Origin of the sequence: Neisseria benedictiae, from assembly GCF_958267435.1 — a bacterium.
In the GTDB taxonomy this organism is placed as follows: Bacteria; Pseudomonadota; Gammaproteobacteria; order Burkholderiales; family Neisseriaceae; genus Neisseria; species Neisseria bergeri.
The window spans coordinates 13,904-32,248 of sequence record NZ_CATQFV010000058.1 but is presented as its reverse complement, the minus strand read 5'-3'; the positions used below and the strand labels follow the sequence as shown (position 1 = coordinate 32,248).

The following is an 18,345-nucleotide window of genomic DNA, read 5'->3' as shown; positions in this document are numbered from 1 at the left end:
AATATATTACAAAAACAGTTAAATTTCCTTGTACAACCTTTCTAAATTATGCTAGAGTTTGTTATGTTATAACACTTCAAGCAAGGCAATATATGAAACCGAATATTCATCCCGACAATTACCGAACCGTTCTTTTTTTCGACAGCAGCGCCAATGAAGGCTGGTTAATCCGCTCCTGTGCCGAAACGCACGGAAAAACGATGGTTTGGACAGACGGCAAAGAATATCCGCTGTTTTCGCTGGATACTTCTTCCGCATCCCATCCCGTCTATACCGGCAAACAGCGCAACGTCAATACCGAAGGCCGTGCCAGCAAATTCAACCAACGTTTCCAATCCGTCATGTCATCGTTTAGAAAGGACAAATAATGCAGGTTCTGTCTTCACTCAAAACCGCCAAACAACGCCACCGCGACTGCCAAATCGTCAGGCGCAGGGGCAAAGTTTACGTCATCTGCAAAAGCAATCCGCGTTTTAAAGCGCGCCAACGCTGACCCCCTGCCCTTCCTGCTTCGGTTGTAAATCTCCTCCTGCCGCAAGCCCTTTTCAAAAAAATGCCGTCTGAAACAGAAAAATAGCGTTTCAGACGGCATTTTTTTCCGTCAATACGAATCCGGAATGTGTTTGAAATACAGCATAAGCAGATACCAAAACAGCGTCGCGGCGGCCGCGCCGAGCAGCACCCACGCGCTGATTTCGGCGACTTCGCGCAGGGCGCGCTTCTGCCTGCGGCTGAAGAGGCGGTTGATAATCAGCGCGGCAAGTGCGAAAAAGAAAAAAATACGGAAAAGTCTGCCTATCATATCGGGAAGCGGGAAGCCGTCTGAAAAGTATGGTCCGTGTGCGGCGGTATGGGGGTCAAACGCGTCCGGCTGCCTGCCCGACCGTGTCAAAAAGTCATACCGTTTGCGATATAATAACGCTTTTTGCCGCATTTGTTGGAACAGGATATGAGTCAAAACGCCTCGGTGGGCATTGTAACGCCCCAAAAAATTCCGTTTGAGATGCCGCTGGTTTTGGAAAACGGTAAAACTTTGCCGCGTTTCGATTTAATGATTGAAACTTATGGCAAACTGAATACACAAAAAAACAATGCGGTTTTAATCTGCCACGCGCTGTCGGGCAACCATCACGTTGCGGGCAGGCATTCGGCGGAGGATAAATATGCGGGCTGGTGGGACAATATGGTCGGTCCCGGCAAACCGATTGATACGGAACGATTTTTCGTGGTCGGTTTGAACAATCTGGGCGGCTGCGACGGCAGCAGCGGGCCTCTGTCGATCAACCCTGAAACCAACCGAGAATACGGCGCGGATTTTCCGGTGGTTACGGTGAAGGACTGGGTAAAATCCCAAGCCGCGCTTGCCGATTATCTCGGCATCGGGCAATGGGCGGCGGTTGTCGGCGGCAGCTTGGGCGGTATGCAGGCCTTGCAGTGGACGATTTCCTATCCCGAGCGCGTGCGCCATGCTTTAGTGATTGCGTCTGCGCCGAAGCTGTCCACGCAAAATATCGCGTTTAACGATGTGGCGCGTCAGGCGATTTTGACCGACCCCGATTTCAACGAAGGACATTACCGCAGCCATAATACCGTTCCTGCACGGGGCTTACGGATTGCCCGTATGATGGGACACATCACTTATCTTGCCGAAGACGGTTTGGGCAAAAAATTCGGACGCGATTTGCGTTCCGACGGCTATCAATACGGCTATGGCGTTGAATTTGAAGTGGAATCCTATCTTCGCTATCAGGGCGACAAATTCGTCGGGCGGTTTGATGCCAACACCTATTTGCTGATGACCAAGGCTTTGGACTATTTCGATCCGGCGGCGGATTTCGGCAACAGCCTGACCCGCGCCGTGCAGGATGTGCAGGCAAAATTCTTTGTCGCCAGCTTCAGCACCGACTGGCGTTTCGCGCCCGAACGTTCGCACGAACTGGTCAAAGCCCTGATTGCCGCCCAAAAATCCGTGCAGTATATCGAGGTAAAATCCGCACACGGGCACGATGCCTTTTTAATGGAAGACGAAGCCTATATGCGCGCGGTTGCCGCTTATATGGACAACGTTTATAAGGAATGTCAGCAATGAACCTGCGCGATGATTTGCAACTGATTTACGACCGGATTCCCGAAGGCAGCCGCGTCTTGGACTTGGGCTGCGGCGACGGCGAATTGCTTGCCGCCTTGGTCGAACACAAAAAATGCAGCGGCTACGGCATCGAAATCGACACCGACAGCGTGATTGCCGCTATGTCGCGCGGCGTGAATGTGATCCAAGCCGATTTGGAAGAGGGTTTAACCGCATTCAACGATCAAAGTTTTGATGTGATTGTTTTGAGCCAGACCATCCAAGCGATGCAGAATACCGAAAAAATCCTGCGCTGCCTGATGCGCGTCGCCAAACAGGCGATTGTCAGCTTCCCGAATTTCGGCTACTGGCGCAACCGCGTCCAAATCGCACTCGGCGGACATATGCCGGTTTCCGAACGCATGCCCTACCATTGGTATGACACGCCCAATATCCATTGGTGCACGCTCAAAGACTTTGATTTGTTGTGCGCCAAAAACAACATCCGCGTCCTCGAGCGCGCCGTGATGACGGGCAACAGACAGGTCAAACATTTCCCCAACCTGTTGGGCAGCCTGGCGTTTTACCGCGTCGGGTAAGACAGGTTGAGAACATTGTCGGCAATAACAGGTTCTTCGGTTCTATTAACAACAGGCCGTCTGAAAAATGAAACGGTAGGTTTTCAGACGGCCTCTTTAATACTGGAAACAATAGAATGAAAAACAAAACCTCATCACTTCTCTTATGGCTTACCGCAATCATGCTGACCGCGTGTTCTCCGAGCAAAGACGATAAAACCAAAGAAGTCGATGCATCCGCTGCTTCGTCCCCGGCATCCGCCGCTTCGTCTTCCGCGTCCCAATCCGATTTGCAACCGGCCGCATCCGCCCCTGATAACGTCAAGCAGGCAGAAAGCGCGCCGCCGTCAAATTGCACCGACCTGCACCCCGCCACCGGCATTGACGATCTTATGCAGCAAATCGCCGAACACATTGACTCGGACTGTCTGTTTGCCCTTTCCCATCACGAACTGGAAACCCGTTTCGGCTTACCCGGCGACTCTGACGACATACAGCGGCTGCTGTTTCCCGACATCCGCCCTGAAGATCCCGACTACCATCAGAAAATCATACTGGCAATTGAAGACTTGCGTTACGGAAAGCGCACGATCAGCCGGCAGGCACAAGATGCCTTGATGGAACAGGAACGCCGCCTCCGAGAAGCGACGCTGTTGCTGACACAGGGCAGCGAAGAAACCCGCGGGCAAGGCGAGGAGCCGAAACGCACGCGTTATTTTGAAGTTTCGGCAACCCCTGCCTATTCGAGCCGGCACAACAACGGACTTGGCGGCAATTTCCAATACATCAGCCAATTGCCCGGCTATCTGAAAATACACGGAGAAATGCTTGAAAACCAATCACTCTTCCGGCTGTCCAACCGTGAACGCAATCCCGACAAACCGTTTTTAGACATCCATTTTGACGAAAATGGCAAAATCACGCGTATTGTCGTTTACGAAAAAAATATCTACTTCAATCCAAACTTGGGGCGAAAATAAAAAAATGCCGTCTGAAACGTTTTCAGACGGCATTTTTCAATGCAACAAATCAAGCGCGTTTGCGGAATTCGCCGGTACGGGTATCGATTTCGACTTTGTCGCCGTTTTCGATGTAGGACATCACTTGGATTTCGGTGCCGCCGACCAGGCGCGCGGTTTTCATCACTTTGCCGGAAGTGTCGCCTTTGACGGCAGGCTCGGTGTACTCGACTTCGCGTACGATGATGGTAGGCAGTTCGACAGAAATGGGGTTGCCTTCATAGAAGGTAACTTCGCATTGGTCTTCCATGCCGTCAACGATGAATTTCAACGCGTCGCCGATATTGTCGGCTTCGATTTCGTATTGGTTGAATTCTTCGTCCATAAAGACGTACATCGGGTCGGCAAAATAGCTGTACGTACAGTTTTTGCGGGACAGGATGACCACGTCGAATTTGTCGTCGGCTTTGTAAATGGTTTCGGAAGCCGCGCCGGTCAGTAGGTTTTTCAGTTTCATGCTGACTTTGGCGGAAGAGCGGCCGCCTTTGATGTATTCGGTTTTTTGAACGACCATAGGATCGTTGCCGACCATAAATACATTGCCGGCGCGCAGTTCTTGTGCTGTTTTCATTGTGATTTTCCAATCAAATCGGTTGTCGTAAAACGCGCTATTCTAGCGTATTTTTTGATGCTTTGAAACAAAGGCGGCGAGTTTTTCGGATGCGGACGGCTGCCCGAAAAGATAACGCCCCCAGTCCTCCGCGCCTTGCCGCCAGTCGTTTTGGTGTTGTTGCAGGATTTGCCAACATTCGAGGCGTTGTGTTGCGGATAAAGCCTCTCCGCCGTTGAGGTCGTCTGAAAGGCGGCGGTGTACCGAGGCGGTTTCGGGCGTGTAGAAACCGTATGCCTTATCCCAAAAGGCGTGGAGTTTGTCGAGATGGACGTTTTCGTCTTGCGGATAAATGTGCCAAAAAAAGGGTTTGCCCGCAAGCTGGGCGCGCACGAAACTGTCTTCGCCGCGGATGACGGCGCAGTCGGCGAGGTGCAGCAATTTGTCGAAGTCCTGTTGCGGCACGAAAGGGATTTTGACAAGGCGGACGGATGCCGTCTGAAAAACATCGCCGTCGTTTTGCAGGGCGTTTTGCGGAATGATGCTGCTTTGTTGAAGGCTGTCGATAATTTGCGTACCCGCCAGCAATAGGGTCAACGGGCTGCCTGCCTGTTGCCACATATCCAGCCACTTTGCCCAAACATCGCTCCGATAGCCGAAAAGCAGCCATTCGGGCGCGTTTTTTTCGGGAAGCATCAGCCGCTTGCGTAGGGCTTCCATATCGAAACAGACGGCATCTCGGTAATCGCGCTCGCGTATCAGCCCGCCGCTTTTTTCGCTAAACCCCATAAACCAAAAATATTTTTGAACGCCCTCCTGCGGCGAAGGCATCAGATGCAGCCTTTCGTTGCTTTCCTCCGCGCTCAAATATTCCCAATTCAGCCAAAGCGGCTTGTGTCGGCGGATGATGTGCAACACATTTTCAGGCAGGTCGCAGGCGAAAGTTTCGATAACGGCATCGGGAACAGGCGCGGTATCGATGTCCGCCGCATCGGAATGCCAAGTGCGGAGATGAATATCCTGATGAACGCAGGGAACATCGGGCAAATCAGGGCAAAGCGCGCGCAAGGCGGACACATCGTCCGTCCACAAATGCACCTGCCAACCGAGTTCACGATGTAAAACACGGGCAAGCCGCCACGAGACGCCGATGTCGCCGAAATTGTCGATGACCTTGCAAAAAATCCAACAGACAGGAAAAGTGTGCGTATTCATAACCATCTGGAAAACAAGCTAAAACGCGCCGAAATAGTGGAATAAATACACAATCAGCAAAACGATCGGGATAAACAGCAACATAGTTTGCCGTTTCAAATCAAACTCTTGCTTAAGATGATGCTTGATGGTGTCGAAAAGGACGAATTTGAACAAAAACGTCGCTTCGCAGGCAAGGATGATGCCGTTAATCAGATGCTGGGGTTTGTCTTCGGGCGGATTGGCGGCGAAAACGGCAAGCGTCGCCAAAGGGATGAGGCAGACGACAAGCCAGCGGACAAGCAGGTTTCGGGACATTGCAAGGCTTTCAAAAAAGCAAAACGCCATTATCGCCTCAAGAACGTACCTTGTCTAACGGCAGCATCGGGCATAGACTGTCGGCAATGCCGTCTGAAACGCGCATCAAAAGGAGAAATACATGAACAAAACCAAACAGGATATTTTTGAATACAACCGCCGCTGGGCAGAAGAACAGTTGCAGCACAACCCTCATTTTTTCGAGACGCTCTCCGCAAATCAAACGCCTGACTACCTCTACATCGGCTGTTCCGACAGCCGCGTTACTGCCGAAGAAATGATGGGCATGAAGCCGGGCGAGGTATTCGTCCACCGCAACATCGCCAATATGGTCAACCCTCTGGACATCAATGCTGCCAGCGTGGTCGGCTACGCGGTCGATCATTTGAAAGTCAAGCACATTGTCGTCTGCGGACACTACAACTGCGGCGGCATCAAAGCCGCCATGCAACCCTGCGACTACGGCGCGTTGAACCCGTGGCTGCGCAACATCCGCGACGTGTACCGGCTGCACCGCGAAGAGCTGGACGCAATTACCGACGAAAACATACGCTACGACCGTTTGGTCGAACTGAACGTTCAGGAACAATGTATCAACATCATCAAAATGGCGGAAGTCCAAAAACGCTATCTGAACGAGCATTATCCTACCGTCCACGGCTGGGTATTCGATATCCGCTCCGGCAGGCTGAAAGACCTGGGTATAGATTTTGAACGAATTTTGAAAGACATACAAAAAATCTACGACCTTACCGACAGACAATGGGCGGTTCCGCAAACCAAAATATAACGTCGGCACGCTTTCCGCTATAATCCGCATTTTTCCAAACCCGAAACATCATGCCGACCCCGAAAGCCTTTGCCCTGCTCGGGCCGACCGCCTGCGGCAAAACCGCGCTCGCCCTCAAAATTGCCGAAACCCTGCCTGTCGAAATCATCAGCCTCGATTCCGCGCTGGTTTACCGCGATATGGACATCGGCACGGCGAAACCGTCCGCCTCCGAACGCGCCTTTGTCCCGCACCACCTTATCGACATCATTACGCCTGTTCAGACATACAGTGCCGCCCGTTTTGTCGAAGACTGCACGCGTCTGATTGGCGAAATCACGGCGCGTGGGAAATATCCGCTGATTGTCGGCGGCACAATGATGTATTTCCGAGCCCTGACCCAAGGTTTGAACGATTTGCCCGAGGCCGATGCCTGCCTGCGTGCCGACTTGGACGAACAAAAACAGATGTACGGCTTGGATTTTCTCTACCGCACCCTGCAAAAAGTCGATCCCGAAACCGCATGCCGTCTGAAACCGAACGACAGCCAGCGTATCGGACGCGCTTTGGAAGTTTATTATTTAACCGGCAAACCGATGAGTACGCATCTCGGCAGCCCAATCTCCCATACGCTCCCTTTTGATTTGCATACCGCCGCCCTGATTCCCGAAGACCGCGCCCGCCTGCATGAAAACATCGCCCTGCGTTTCCACCTGATGCTTGAACAGGGCTTTATCGGCGAAGTGGAAAACCTGCGCCGCCGCTATCCCAACCTGACCGCCGACTCCCCCGCCATACGCTGTGTCGGCTACCGTCAGGCGTGGGAATATCTGGACGGAAAAACCGATTTCCCGGCATTTGTCGAGAAAGGCATTGCCGCCACGCGCCAACTTGCCAAACGCCAACTGACTTGGTTGCGCAAAACACCTTTAGACTGCGTTGCCGACCCGTTTTCAGAGGGCACTTCAGGCACGCGCCTGATTGAAGCGGCAAAACGGTTTTTCGGCGCATAAACCATGCTGACCACACCGCCTCTCGCCCCAAAAACCCTTGCAGCCCTTCACCATCTGGGCATACGCACGCTTGCCGACCTGCGTCAAACCGGCGCGGTTCAAACCTTCTTGTTATTGAAGGCATCAGGTTTGACCCTCACGAAAAGTACGCTGTGGCAGCTTCAGTCGCTGCTGGACGGCACGCCGCCGCAAGAAATGGCGCAACACGATAAAACCCGCCTGCTTGCCGAGTTGAAAAACCATCCGCCCGTCGCCGCCTTTCCGCCGCAGGAAGAAATGGAACACTTCATGCGCGAAGCACTGCGCCAAGCAAAACAATCCGCCGCCAACGGCGAAATACCCGTCGGGGCAGTCATCGTTTCAGACGGCAAAATCATCGCATCGGCACACAACACCTGCATTGCCGACTGCAATGTCAGCCGACACGCCGAAATCAACGCCTTAGCACAGGCAGGCAGCGAAATGCAAAACTACCGCCTTGACGGATGCGACATATATATCACCCTCGAACCCTGCGCCATGTGCGCGTCCGCACTGATACAGGCACGAATCAAGCGCGTGATCTACGGTGCGGTAGAACCCAAAACTGGCGCAGCAGGCAGCATCGTCAACCTGTTTGCCGACAAACGCCTCAATACGCACACCGCCATACGGGGCGGAATCCTGCAAGAAGAATGCCGCGCCGTATTAAGCCGTTTTTTCCAAAACAAAAGAAACGGTTGAACCTATGACCGCCTTGCTCGTCATCCTCGCCCTCGCCCTGATAGCCGTCGGTACGGCGGGCATCGTTTACCCCGCCCTGCCCGGATTAGCATTGATGTTTGCTGGAACCTGGCTGCTCGCCTACGCCGGCGGCTACCAAATCTACGGCGCAGGTGTTTTGTGGTCGGTCGGACTCATCAGCCTTGCCGGCATACTGGCGGACTATGTGGCAGGCATATGGGGGACAAAATATACCGGAGCGGGCAGGCTCGCCGTTCGCGGCGCATTGGTCGGCAGCATCATCGGCATATTTTTCTCCCTTCCCGGACTAATACTCGGTCCCTTTATCGGCGCGGCTGCAGGCGAACTGATCGATCGGCGCAATATGCTTCAGGCAGGTAAAGCGGGCTTGGGTACGCTATTGGGGCTTGTCGTCGGCACGGCCTTCAAAATCGGCTGCGCCGTATCCATCTTGTTTATCCTGTTGGTGAAATACATCGCCTACCTGTTTTAACCCCTTCAGACGGCATCAGGATAAATTGCTATAATGCCGTCTGAAATTTCCGACAAAGCACCATCATGGCAAACCAAAGACCCATCTACGGCTTTCACGCCGTCAATGCCCGATTGTGGCAAAACCCCAAATCCATCGTCGAACTCTACATTCAAGAAGGCAAATCAGACGCACGCACGCGCGAAGTGTTGGAAAAGGCGGCAAACGAAAACATCCGCGTATATTTTGCCGATGCCGACCGCCTCAACGCCATCAGCAAAGGAGCGCGCCATCAGGGCGTAGTCGGATTTATCGATGCCTCCAAAAACCACGTCCACCTCGAAGACGTATTGGAAAACCTCAGCGAACCGCCGCTGTTGCTGATACTCGACGGCATCACCGATCCGCACAACCTCGGCGCATGCCTGCGTACCGCCGACGCAATGGGCGTACACGCCGTCATCGCACCGAAAGACAAAAGCGCGGGGCTGAACGCCACCGTCAGCAAAGTTGCCTGCGGCGCCGCGGAAACCGTCCCCTACATCACTGTAACCAACCTCGCCCGCACCCTGCGCGAGCTGAAAGAATACGGCATTTGGATTATCGGTACCGACATGGGCGGCGACGCCGACCTTTACCATTGCAATCTGCCCGACAGCGCGGCATGGGTAATGGGCAACGAAGGCGACGGTATGCGCCGCCTCACGCGCGAACATTGCGACATGCTGGTGTCCATACCGATGTTCGGCACAGTCGAAAGCATGAACGTCTCCGTGTCTGCCGGAATGGTATTAAGTGAAACCCGCCGGCAGCGCGTATTAAAAAACGAAAAAGCGTAAGCCTCAAAAACAATGCCGTCTGAAACAGGGATTCCGTTTCAGACGGCATTCATTTTCAAAATCAGTGTTCCAAGTGGTCGGTATCAAACTTGACCGCCGCCTCGGTTTTATCTTCGGGCAAGACCAAATTCAGCAAGACTGCCGTAATGCCGCCGGCGGAAATAGAGTTTTGGAACAAGACGGGCAGGTTTTTAAACACTTCCGGTTCAAACGCGACACCCAAGCCCAAACCGACCGACGTTGCCGCAATCACCGCCTCGCGCCTGCGGATGCCGTGGCTGACCAAAATCCGCACGCCCGCAATCGCAATCAAGCCGAACATCAAAACCATCGCGCCGCCCAACACCGGACTCGGAATCGTCGTAAACGCGCGTCCGACAACGGGGAACAGACCCAACAACACCAAAATCACGGCAATATATTTGCCCACATGACGCGAAGCCACGCCGGTCATCTGAATCACGCCGTTGTTTTGTGCAAACGTCGTCAGCGGCAGCGAACCCAAAGCCGTCGCAATCACCGACACCAAGCCGTCAGCCAACACGCCGCCGCGCAAGCGTTTGGTGTATTCCTCGCCTTCAATCGGCTGATCGGACACCATTGCCGTTGCGGTCAAATCGCCGACCGCCTCAAACACGCTCAACAGGAAAATCGCGCCCGCCACAACAAACGCGTGCCAGTCGAAAGCAAAACCGTATTTAAACGGTACGGGCAGCGTAACCAGCGGCAGGTTTTGCAGTGCGGAAAAATCCACCTTACCCAAAAACAGCGCGACAATGTAGCCGACAATCAGACCGACCGCGATGCCGCTCATCCGCAGCAGCGGATTTTTCATGCAGTTGAATATCAACACAATCAGCAACACCAGCGAAGCCAGCCCCAAGTTTTCCATCGAGCCGAACGTGCCGTCCGCCTTCGCGCCGAAGCCGCCACCGAAATCGGTAATGCCGACGTGTACCAAACTCAAACCGATCAGCATCACCACCACGCCGCTAACCGTCGGCGTAATCACTTTTTTCAAATACGGCAGAAGCCACGCCGAGAAACACACCAAAAACGCGCCGACAAACGATACGCCCAAGAGCGTCGAAATCATCGCATCCTTAGTCAAACCGCCCTCTTTCATCCCCGCGCCGAGCGCAATCATGACGGTAACGAACGAGAAATTCACCGACTGGATGGACAGCATCCCCGAACCGACCGGCCCGAAGCGGTTGACCTGCAAATAAGTGCCGACACCCGATGCAACCATCGCCATCGACACGAGATACGCCGTCATTTCCACCGGCAGTTCCAGCGCGCCGCCCACAATCAGCGCGGGCGTAATCATCGGCACAAAAATCGCCAAAAGATGGGTAACCGCGCTCAAGAGCGCATTACCGAACGGCGGCCTGTCTTCCAAACCGTACACCAAATCAGGCGAATCCGCCTGTTTTTTCATTGTTTTAGCCATTGGAGTCTTTCTATCCGTTGTCAAACGTTAAAAAATTTTAAGAACGAAATTGTAACGAATCAAAGATTCCTTATCAATTCAAATCCTCATGTGCAAAAACACCACCGGTTGTCCGAATTCAAATTTCTTTGAATTTCCGCACCGGACAGTCCTTCATTTTCAGAGAGCCTTCATGCGCTTAACACATTTTAATCCTCAACCGCGCATCCACCGCTTAAACCCAATAATTTCATGATTATAAAAAATATTATTTATTAAGATATGATAGAACTTAAGCCTTAGAACCAACCGTGCGGCCGATATGTTTCACACAAACAACAAAGTAAGCTACAATCCGAAGCATAATCGACCTCACTCAATGAATAAAAGGTTTCCGTATGTTACAAGGTAGCTTGGTTGCCCTGATTACCCCGATGAATCAAGACGGCAGCATCCATTACGAACAACTCCGCGATTTGATCGACTGGCATATCGAAAGCGGTACCGACGGCATCGTCGCCGTCGGCACGACAGGCGAATCCGCCACCCTCTCCGTCGAAGAACATTTAAGCGTAATCGAAGAAACGGTCAAACACGTCAACAAGCGCGTTCCCGTCATCGCAGGTACCGGCGCCAACAACACCCTTGAAGCCATCGCACTTTCGCAAGCCGCCGAAAAAGCCGGTGCAGACTTCACTCTCTCCGTCGTCCCCTATTACAACAAGCCCTCCCAAGAAGGCATTTACCAACATTTCAAAACCATCGCCGAAGCCACTTCGATTCCGATGATTATCTACAACGTGCCCGGCCGTACCGTCGTCAGCATGACTAACGACACCATCCTGCGCCTTGCCGAAATCCCCAACATCGTCGGCGTGAAAGAAGCCAGCGGCAACGTCGGCAGCAACATCGAACTCATCAACCGCGCCCCCGAAGGCTTCGCCGTCCTTTCCGGCGACGACCATACCGCCCTGCCGTTCATGCTGTGCGGCGGACACGGCGTTATTACCGTAGCCGCCAACGCCGCACCCAAGCTCTTTGCCGATATGTGCCGTGCCGCGCTTCAAGGCGACATTGCCCTCGCACGCGAACTCAACGACCGGCTGATTCCAATTTATGACACCATGTTCTGCGAACCCAGTCCCGCCGCACCGAAATGGGCGGTATCCGCCCTGGGCAGATGCGAACCGCACGTCCGTTTGCCGCTCGTTCCGCTGACGGAAAACGGACAAGCAAAAGTCCGCGCCGCCCTGAAAGCCTCAGGACAACTTTAAATATAGCCATGCCGTCTGAAGCGTTCAGACGGCATAACGCAACAAACACTTTAATATCCATCACACAGGATGACACGATGACCCATATCAAACCTGTAATCTCCGCACTACTCCTCATCGGACTGACTGCCTGCACCGGCAGCACGACCGAACAGCCCAAACTTGACTATCAAAGCCAGTCGAACCGTTCGGTGAAACTCGAAGTTCCCCCCGACTTAAACAACCCCGACCAAGGCAACCTCTACCGCCTGCCTGCCGGTTCGGGAGCCGTCCGCGCCAGCGATTTGGAAAAACGCCGCACACCCGCCGTCCAACAGCCTGCCGATGCCGAAGTATTGAAAAGCGTCAAAGGTGTCCGCCTCGAGCGCGACGGCAGCCAACGCTGGCTCGTTGTCGACGGCAAATCACCGGCGGAAATATGGCCGCTCCTGAAAGCCTTTTGGCAGGAAAACGGCTTCGACATCAAATCCGAAGAACCCACCATCGGACAAATGGAAACCGAGTGGGCGGAAAACCGTGCCAAAATCCCCCAAGACAGCTTGCGCCGCCTCTTCGACAAAGTCGGTTTGGGTGGCATCTACTCCACCGGTGAGCGCGACAAATTCATCGTCCGTATCGAACAGGGCAAAAACGGCGTTTCCGACATCTTCTTCGCCCACAAAGCCATGAAAGAAGTGTATGGCGACAAAAACAAAGACACGACCATGTGGCAGCCTTCCGCTTCCGACCCCAACCTTGAGGCCGCTTTCCTGACGCGCTTTATGCAATATTTGGGCGTTGACGGACAGCAGGCGGAAAACGCATTGGCAAAAAAACCGACCCTTCCCGCCGTCAACGAAATGGCGCGTATCGAAGGCAAAAGCCTGATTGTCTTTGGCGACTACGGCAGAAACTGGCGGCGCACCGCGCTCGCCCTCGACCGCATCGGGCTGACCGTCGTCGGTCAAAACACCGAACGCCACGCCTTCCTGGTTCAAAAAGCCCCGAACGAAAGCAATGCAGTTACCGAACAAAAACCCGGCCTGTTCAAACGCCTGCTGGGCAAAGGCAAAGCGGAGAAACCTGCCGAACAGCCCGAGCTGATTGTCTATGCAGAACCCGTTGCCGACGGCTCGCGCATCGTCCTGCTCAACAAAGACGGCAGCGCATATGCCGGCAAAGACGCATCCGCACTGTTGGGCAAACTCCATTCCGAACTGCGTTAAACCGTTCAAAACAAAAGCAGCTTCCAAACAGAAGCTGCTTTTTTTATGCGGAACTTTTTACAACAAACGGGGCAAAATATCCTCAACCGCCTGAACCAACGCATCCGCCAAAGGCGGATCGAACGCACAATGCCCTGCCTGAACCACCCTCAACTCCGCTTCGGGAAAGGCTTTCGACAGCTCCCACGCACTCTGCATCGGCGTACACAAATCATACCGCCCCTGCACGATAATGGTCGGGATATGCCGTATTTTGCCGATATTGTTCAAAATCGCCTTATCGCCCTGCAACCAGCCGCCGTTGACAAAATAATGGTTTTCCAAACGCGCGATTGCCAGTGAGGCATAAGCATCTTCATCCACTTCCTCCGGCTCGAAACGGATCAGATAGCTTTCCCAATCCGCCCAAGCCTTCGCGGCAGACAGGCACACTTCTTCATCTTGATGAAACAGCAATCCGTGATACGCCTCAATCAGCCGGTTCCGCCGATTTTCAGCAATCGGCGCGACAAATTTTTGCCATTGTTCCGGATAAATCTGGCTCACACCGCCCGCCTCGTTCAGCCACGCCGTTTCAGACGGCCTGCACAAAAATATCCCGCGCAATACCAATCCCTTTACCCTTTCCGGATGGGTTTGGGCATAAGCCAGCGACAAAGTGCTGCCCCACGAACCGCCGAACACCAGCCATTTCCCGATACCCAGCATTTCACGGACTTTTTCAATATCCGCCACCAAATCCCAAGTCGTATTGTCTTCCGCACAAGCATACGGGCGCGAACGTCCGCAACCGCGCTGGTCAATGATGACGATGCGGAACACATCGGGATTGAAAAAACCCCGACATTCAGGCGAAGCCCCCGCGCCCGGTCCGCCGTGCAGGAAAATGACCGGCACACCGTCGGGATTGCCCGACTCTTCCCAATAAATTTGATGAATTTCAGACACCTGCAAGTATCCGCTATGAAAAGGCTGTTTTATCTCATACATCATCTTCTCCCATATTGCCTCTGACAATCCGAACATTCCCACACGCAACATCACGCACGAAACACAAGCCGCCCCGAAAGGCAAATTCCGAAAAATCGCGATATAGTGGATTAACAAAAATCAGGACAAGGCGACGAAGCCGCAGACAGTACAGATAGTACGGAACCGATTCACTTGGTGCTTGAGCACCTTAGAGAATCGTTCTCTTTGAGCTAAGGCGAGGCAACGCTGTACCGGTTTTTGTTAATCCGCTATATTCCGCCATCTCTAAGATTTACAGCGATACACGGGTGATTTAAGGAATGCCCGAACCGTCATTCCCGCCACTTTTCGTCATTCCCGCGCAGGCGGGAATCTAGAATCTCGGACTTTCAGATAATCTTTGAATATTGCTGTTGTTCTAAGGTCTGGATTCCCGCCTGCGCGGGAATGACGGCAGTGCTTCCTTGGCTTAGTTTTATTTTAACCAACTACATAGTGAATTAACAAAAATCAGGACAAGGCTACGAAGCCGCAGACAGTACAAATAGTACGGAACCGATTCACTTGGTGCTTCAGCACCTTAGAGAATCGTTCTCTTTGAGCTAAGGCGAGGCAACGCTGTACTGGTTTTTGTTAATCCACTATAAAAACCATCAATCGGAAAATATTGCATAAACAGGCGGAAATATATCATTGAAAAGAAAACCCATACAATGTCGGACAGAAACAAGCCGCTTCGCCATTATTTCCTAACAATTAAACCCCGCCCTTCAAGGCGGCGAAGCAGGGCTTGTTTCAAACCCTGCACTCAAATCCAACGCGCAGGATTAAACCATAATGGCGGCTTTCTTATTGTTCCTTATTGAAACATTACCCCAAACCCGATACAATCCGCTCTTGAGACACCAGTGAAAATCGTTCTTTTTTAATCAGTTAACCGAATACGGAGCCGAAAATGAATCCAGCCCCCAAAAAACTCTTCTCTTCTCTTCTCTTCTCTTCTCTTCTCTTCTCTTCTCTTCTCTTCTCTTCCGCAGCGCAGGCGGCAAGTGAAGACAATGGCCGCGGCCCGTATGTACAGGCAGATTTAGCCTATGCCTACGAACACATTACCCACGATTATCCCGCCGACAACGCCAAACTCTTCGACGACTACCGAAACGTCAAAACCCATTCCACCCACCCCCGCCTTTCCGTCGGCTACGATTTCGGCAACTGGCGCATCGCCCTCGATTACGCCCGTTACAATACCTGGAGACATGGCAAGCATATTCACGCAGAAAATTCTAAAACAATCACCCCTTCTCAAGGTAAACCTGTTGACACAAAAACAGAAATAGACCACACCGACAAAGGCACATTCAAAGCCGAATCCAACTACGGCATCTCCGCCATCTACGATTTCGACACCGGCACCCGCTTCAAACCCTATGTTGGTGCACGGGTTGGTTTAGGCAAAATCAAACACAGCATTGCCGTAGAAGACCAAGTAACCGTTACCATCGCCAATATCGTGAGCGGACCGACCAATGCCCACGATCCCATCCACCAAAGCCGCAGCATCCGCCGCGTGGGCTTCGGCGCAGTGGCAGGCGTAGGCATCGACATCACGCCCAACCTGACCCTGGACACCGGATACCGCTACCACTACTGGGGACGCTTGGAAAACACCCGCTTAAAAACCCACGAAGCCTCATTGGGCGTGCGCTACCGCTTCTGATTCCCCGATACCGATGCCGTCTGAACCTTCAGACGGCATTTTTGATGCACTTGCCGTTTACAGGCGCGGGGCGGGCGTAGTGAAATACCCGAACCGTCATTCCCGACAACACCGTAATCTCGAAACCCGTCCGACAACACCGCAATCTTGAAACCCGTCATTCCCGCGCAGGCGGGAATCTAGACCTGTCCGCACAGAAACTTATCGGATAAAAACAGTTGCTCAAACCCCGCGTTCTAGATTCCCACTTCCGTGGGAATGACGGTTCAGTTGCGTTCCGACAACACCGTAATCTTGAAATCCGTCATTCCCGCGCAGGCGGGAATCCAGACCTGTCCGCACAGAAACTTATCGAATAAAAACAGTTGCTCAAACCCCGTGTTCTAGATTCCCACTTTCGTGGGAATGACGGTTCAGTTGCGTTCCGACAACACCGTAATCTTGAAACTCGTCATTCCCGCGCAGACGGGAATCCAGACCTGTCCGCACAGAAACTTATCGGATAAAAACAGTTGCCCAAACCCCAAGATTCTAGATTCCCACTTTCGTGGGAATGACGGTTCAGTTGCATAGCAACTGTATTTTTCACCCCGTCGGGCAAAAATACAGTTGCTACGGCCCCGCCCTACAATGCGCCTTGCGAATCTGTCCCGCGCCCGCCCTTGTATGTCTCAAATGGGTTAAACTACGTACTTCCCGACTTCCCGTTTCGGGCAGGGGTGCAGGTCCGATTTATCTTTCAATAAAACAAGGAAACTTTATGCAGCACGAAGAAGGCAACCGCCAACGCCCTCAAGGCGAACTGCTCCTGCGTACCGTCGCTATGCCGCGCGATACCAATCCCAACCAAGACATTTTCGGCGGCTGGATTATGTCGCAGATGGATTTGGGCGGCGGCATATTGGCGGCGGAAATCGCGCGGGGGCGCATCGTTACCGTCGCCGTTCAGGAAATGAACTTCATCCGCCCGGTCAAGGTCGGCAACGTCGTCTGCTGCTACGGGCATTGCGTCCGCGTGGGCAACACCTCGCTCCAGCTTAAAGTGGAAGTCTGGGTGAAAACTTTGATGAACGATTGCGTTACCGAAGACCGCCACCTCGTAACCGAGGCGGTGTTCACTTATGTCGCCATCGATGCGGAAGGCAATCCGCGCCCGATTCCGAAAGAAGGCAACCCCAAATTGTCGGGCTTATTGCCTACTCCGTGAAAATACCCGTAAAAATGCCGTCTGAAACTGTCTTCAGACGGCATTCCGCATCATTTGAACCAAGACCTGATGCGGGAAAACAGCGACATACTCTGTTTTTCAAAGTCTTCCCGCACTTCCGGCACGGCTTTTTTTATGACCTTCATTCCTGCAAAAGTCTGCGCCACGGGCATAATTTCAATCGTGTTCACATTCATATGTGCCGGCCGGCGGTACAGCCACAATGCGGTTTCCGCAATATCTTCGGGGCGGATAAATTCCACACCCTCATACACGCCCGTCGCCCTCTCGTCATCGCCTTTGAAGCGCACATTGGAAAACTCCGTATTGCCGCACAAACCCGGTTCGATATTGGTAACGCGGATGTTCTTATCCGCCAACTCTGTGCGCAAATTCAGGCTAAACTGGCGCACAAACGCCTTGGTCGCTCCGTAAACGTTGCTGCCGGCATAAGCATAATTGCCTGCAATCGAACCCAAATTCATCACATAACCGCCGCCTCGAGCCACCATTTGCGGCAAAATTTTGCGCGTCAGAAACGTCAAACCCAAAACATTGGTTTGAATCATTGTTTCCCAATCTTCAAAATCCGCCTTGTCCGCCGTGTCCAAACCCAAAGCCAGCCCGGCATTGTTGATGAGGCAGTCGATGTCGGAAAATTCATCGGGGATGCCGTTTAAGGCGTTTTCCACCGACTCGCGGCGCGACACGTCCATTTCCAAAGGGTAAAACAAAGCACCCAATTCATCCGCCAAGGCCTGAAGCCTGTCCGCACGACGCGCCGCACCGATAACGCGGTATCCCGCCCCGACAAACGCGCGGCACATCGCTTCGCCGAATCCTGCCGAAGCACCGGTAATTAAAACAGCCATTGTTTTTCCTTTCTTTCTCGTTTCCCAAACCTGTTTCAGGTATCATAACGCCTTTCAGACGGCATCGCGCCGGCTGAAAATGACAACAACCATACCACCACGACAGGACACATTCAATAT

The 18,345-nt window shown here is 52.9% G+C and carries 22 protein-coding genes; 15 read left to right on the top strand and 7 right to left on the bottom strand.

The window, feature by feature from the left end; translation table 11 throughout:
- Nucleotides 1–92: 92 nt before the first annotated feature.
- Together Q3O12_RS06690 and ykgO are read left to right on the top strand one after the other, a co-directional pair.
- Nucleotides 93–368 (top strand): type B 50S ribosomal protein L31, encoded by a 276-nt coding sequence (locus tag Q3O12_RS06690; protein WP_002217400.1) that lies wholly within the window; start codon nucleotides 93–95, stop codon nucleotides 366–368.
- Complete coding sequence (gene ykgO, locus Q3O12_RS06685; RefSeq protein WP_002213788.1) at nucleotides 368–493, top strand: type B 50S ribosomal protein L36; 126 nt, start codon at nucleotides 368–370, stop codon at nucleotides 491–493. Before Q3O12_RS06690 ends, ykgO begins: the two co-directional genes overlap by 1 nt.
- 108 nt (nucleotides 494–601) lie before the next feature.
- Here ykgO and Q3O12_RS06680 read toward each other — a convergent pair whose 3' ends face one another.
- Entirely contained in the window at nucleotides 602–802 is a 201-nt protein-coding gene (locus Q3O12_RS06680; protein ID WP_042508365.1) for a protein MIGRI, read from the bottom strand.
- 147 nt (nucleotides 803–949) lie between these two features.
- On the opposite strand from Q3O12_RS06680, the gene metX reads away from it, so the two are divergent.
- The 3 genes from metX (at nucleotide 950) to Q3O12_RS06665 (ending at nucleotide 3,626) form a co-directional block, all read left to right on the top strand.
- A complete protein-coding gene (gene metX, locus Q3O12_RS06675) occupies nucleotides 950–2,089 on the top strand; it encodes a homoserine O-succinyltransferase MetX (RefSeq protein ID WP_115118816.1) in 1,140 nt (379 codons plus the stop codon).
- On the top strand, nucleotides 2,086–2,667 hold the full coding sequence (gene metW, locus Q3O12_RS06670) for a methionine biosynthesis protein MetW (protein WP_002219404.1): 582 nt from the start codon (nucleotides 2,086–2,088) through the stop codon (nucleotides 2,665–2,667). Before metX ends, metW begins: the two co-directional genes overlap by 4 nt.
- Nucleotides 2,668–2,783: 116 nt before the next feature.
- Complete coding sequence (locus Q3O12_RS06665; RefSeq protein ID WP_301669802.1) at nucleotides 2,784–3,626, top strand: NMB0938 family lipoprotein; 843 nt, start codon at nucleotides 2,784–2,786, stop codon at nucleotides 3,624–3,626.
- A gap of 49 nt (nucleotides 3,627–3,675) precedes the next feature.
- On the opposite strand, the gene efp is transcribed toward Q3O12_RS06665, so the two are convergent.
- From efp to Q3O12_RS06650, 3 genes are read right to left on the bottom strand one after another with little or no spacing between them, the layout of a single operon-like run.
- Nucleotides 3,676–4,236, bottom strand: a complete 561-nt coding sequence (efp, locus tag Q3O12_RS06660) for an elongation factor P (RefSeq protein ID WP_002219406.1) — start codon at nucleotides 4,234–4,236, stop codon at nucleotides 3,676–3,678.
- A gap of 42 nt (nucleotides 4,237–4,278) precedes the next feature.
- Nucleotides 4,279–5,430: an elongation factor P maturation arginine rhamnosyltransferase EarP gene (gene earP / locus Q3O12_RS06655; protein ID WP_301669801.1), complete on the bottom strand. Its 1,152-nt coding sequence runs from the start codon at nucleotides 5,428–5,430 to the stop codon at nucleotides 4,279–4,281.
- Between the two features lie 18 nt (nucleotides 5,431–5,448).
- Nucleotides 5,449–5,727: a hypothetical protein gene (locus Q3O12_RS06650; protein ID WP_199904171.1), complete on the bottom strand. Its 279-nt coding sequence runs from the start codon at nucleotides 5,725–5,727 to the stop codon at nucleotides 5,449–5,451.
- A 121-nt stretch (nucleotides 5,728–5,848) separates the two neighbouring features.
- Between Q3O12_RS06650 and Q3O12_RS06645 the strand changes: the two genes are divergently transcribed.
- The 5 genes from Q3O12_RS06645 to rlmB all read left to right on the top strand — a co-directional run bounded on the left by Q3O12_RS06645 (nucleotide 5,849) and on the right by rlmB (nucleotide 9,543).
- A complete protein-coding gene (locus tag Q3O12_RS06645; protein WP_301669800.1) occupies nucleotides 5,849–6,517 on the top strand; it encodes a carbonic anhydrase in 669 nt (222 codons plus the stop codon).
- A gap of 50 nt (nucleotides 6,518–6,567) precedes the next feature.
- A complete protein-coding gene (gene miaA / locus Q3O12_RS06640; RefSeq protein ID WP_301669799.1) occupies nucleotides 6,568–7,509 on the top strand; it encodes a tRNA (adenosine(37)-N6)-dimethylallyltransferase MiaA in 942 nt (313 codons plus the stop codon).
- Between the two features lie 3 nt (nucleotides 7,510–7,512).
- Entirely contained in the window at nucleotides 7,513–8,232 is a 720-nt protein-coding gene (gene tadA / locus Q3O12_RS06635) for a tRNA adenosine(34) deaminase TadA (protein WP_219297353.1), read from the top strand.
- Between the two features lie 4 nt (nucleotides 8,233–8,236).
- Nucleotides 8,237–8,725 (top strand): DUF456 domain-containing protein, encoded by a 489-nt coding sequence (locus Q3O12_RS06630; protein ID WP_301669798.1) that lies wholly within the window; start codon nucleotides 8,237–8,239, stop codon nucleotides 8,723–8,725.
- 65 nt (nucleotides 8,726–8,790) lie between these two features.
- On the top strand, nucleotides 8,791–9,543 hold the full coding sequence (gene rlmB / locus Q3O12_RS06625; RefSeq protein WP_101126171.1) for a 23S rRNA (guanosine(2251)-2'-O)-methyltransferase RlmB: 753 nt from the start codon (nucleotides 8,791–8,793) through the stop codon (nucleotides 9,541–9,543).
- A gap of 61 nt (nucleotides 9,544–9,604) precedes the next feature.
- Here the strand turns inward: rlmB and Q3O12_RS06620 are convergent, their stop codons facing one another.
- Entirely contained in the window at nucleotides 9,605–10,996 is a 1,392-nt protein-coding gene (locus Q3O12_RS06620) for a nucleobase:cation symporter-2 family protein (RefSeq protein ID WP_301669797.1), read from the bottom strand.
- A gap of 377 nt (nucleotides 10,997–11,373) precedes the next feature.
- Between Q3O12_RS06620 and dapA the strand changes: the two genes are divergently transcribed.
- Nucleotides 11,374–12,249 (top strand): 4-hydroxy-tetrahydrodipicolinate synthase, encoded by an 876-nt coding sequence (dapA, locus tag Q3O12_RS06615; RefSeq protein ID WP_301669796.1) that lies wholly within the window; start codon nucleotides 11,374–11,376, stop codon nucleotides 12,247–12,249.
- A gap of 8 nt (nucleotides 12,250–12,257) precedes the next feature.
- Complete coding sequence (locus Q3O12_RS06610) at nucleotides 12,258–13,454, top strand: NlpB/DapX family lipoprotein (RefSeq protein ID WP_301669795.1); 1,197 nt, start codon at nucleotides 12,258–12,260, stop codon at nucleotides 13,452–13,454.
- 57 nt (nucleotides 13,455–13,511) lie between these two features.
- On the opposite strand, the gene pip is transcribed toward Q3O12_RS06610, so the two are convergent.
- Complete coding sequence (pip, locus tag Q3O12_RS06605; protein WP_301669794.1) at nucleotides 13,512–14,444, bottom strand: prolyl aminopeptidase; 933 nt, start codon at nucleotides 14,442–14,444, stop codon at nucleotides 13,512–13,514.
- A gap of 937 nt (nucleotides 14,445–15,381) precedes the next feature.
- On the opposite strand from pip, the gene Q3O12_RS06600 reads away from it, so the two are divergent.
- From Q3O12_RS06600 to yciA, 3 genes are all read left to right on the top strand, one after another.
- Nucleotides 15,382–16,146: an opacity family porin gene (locus tag Q3O12_RS06600; RefSeq protein ID WP_301669793.1), complete on the top strand. Its 765-nt coding sequence runs from the start codon at nucleotides 15,382–15,384 to the stop codon at nucleotides 16,144–16,146.
- A 13-nt stretch (nucleotides 16,147–16,159) separates the two neighbouring features.
- On the top strand, nucleotides 16,160–16,297 hold the full coding sequence (locus Q3O12_RS06595; protein ID WP_301669792.1) for a hypothetical protein: 138 nt from the start codon (nucleotides 16,160–16,162) through the stop codon (nucleotides 16,295–16,297).
- 609 nt (nucleotides 16,298–16,906) lie between these two features.
- Nucleotides 16,907–17,353, top strand: a complete 447-nt coding sequence (gene yciA / locus Q3O12_RS06590; protein WP_002230436.1) for an acyl-CoA thioester hydrolase YciA — start codon at nucleotides 16,907–16,909, stop codon at nucleotides 17,351–17,353.
- Between the two features lie 50 nt (nucleotides 17,354–17,403).
- On the opposite strand, the gene Q3O12_RS06585 is transcribed toward yciA, so the two are convergent.
- Entirely contained in the window at nucleotides 17,404–18,225 is an 822-nt protein-coding gene (locus Q3O12_RS06585) for an SDR family oxidoreductase (RefSeq protein ID WP_118996939.1), read from the bottom strand.
- Nucleotides 18,226–18,345: the final 120 nt, after the last annotated feature.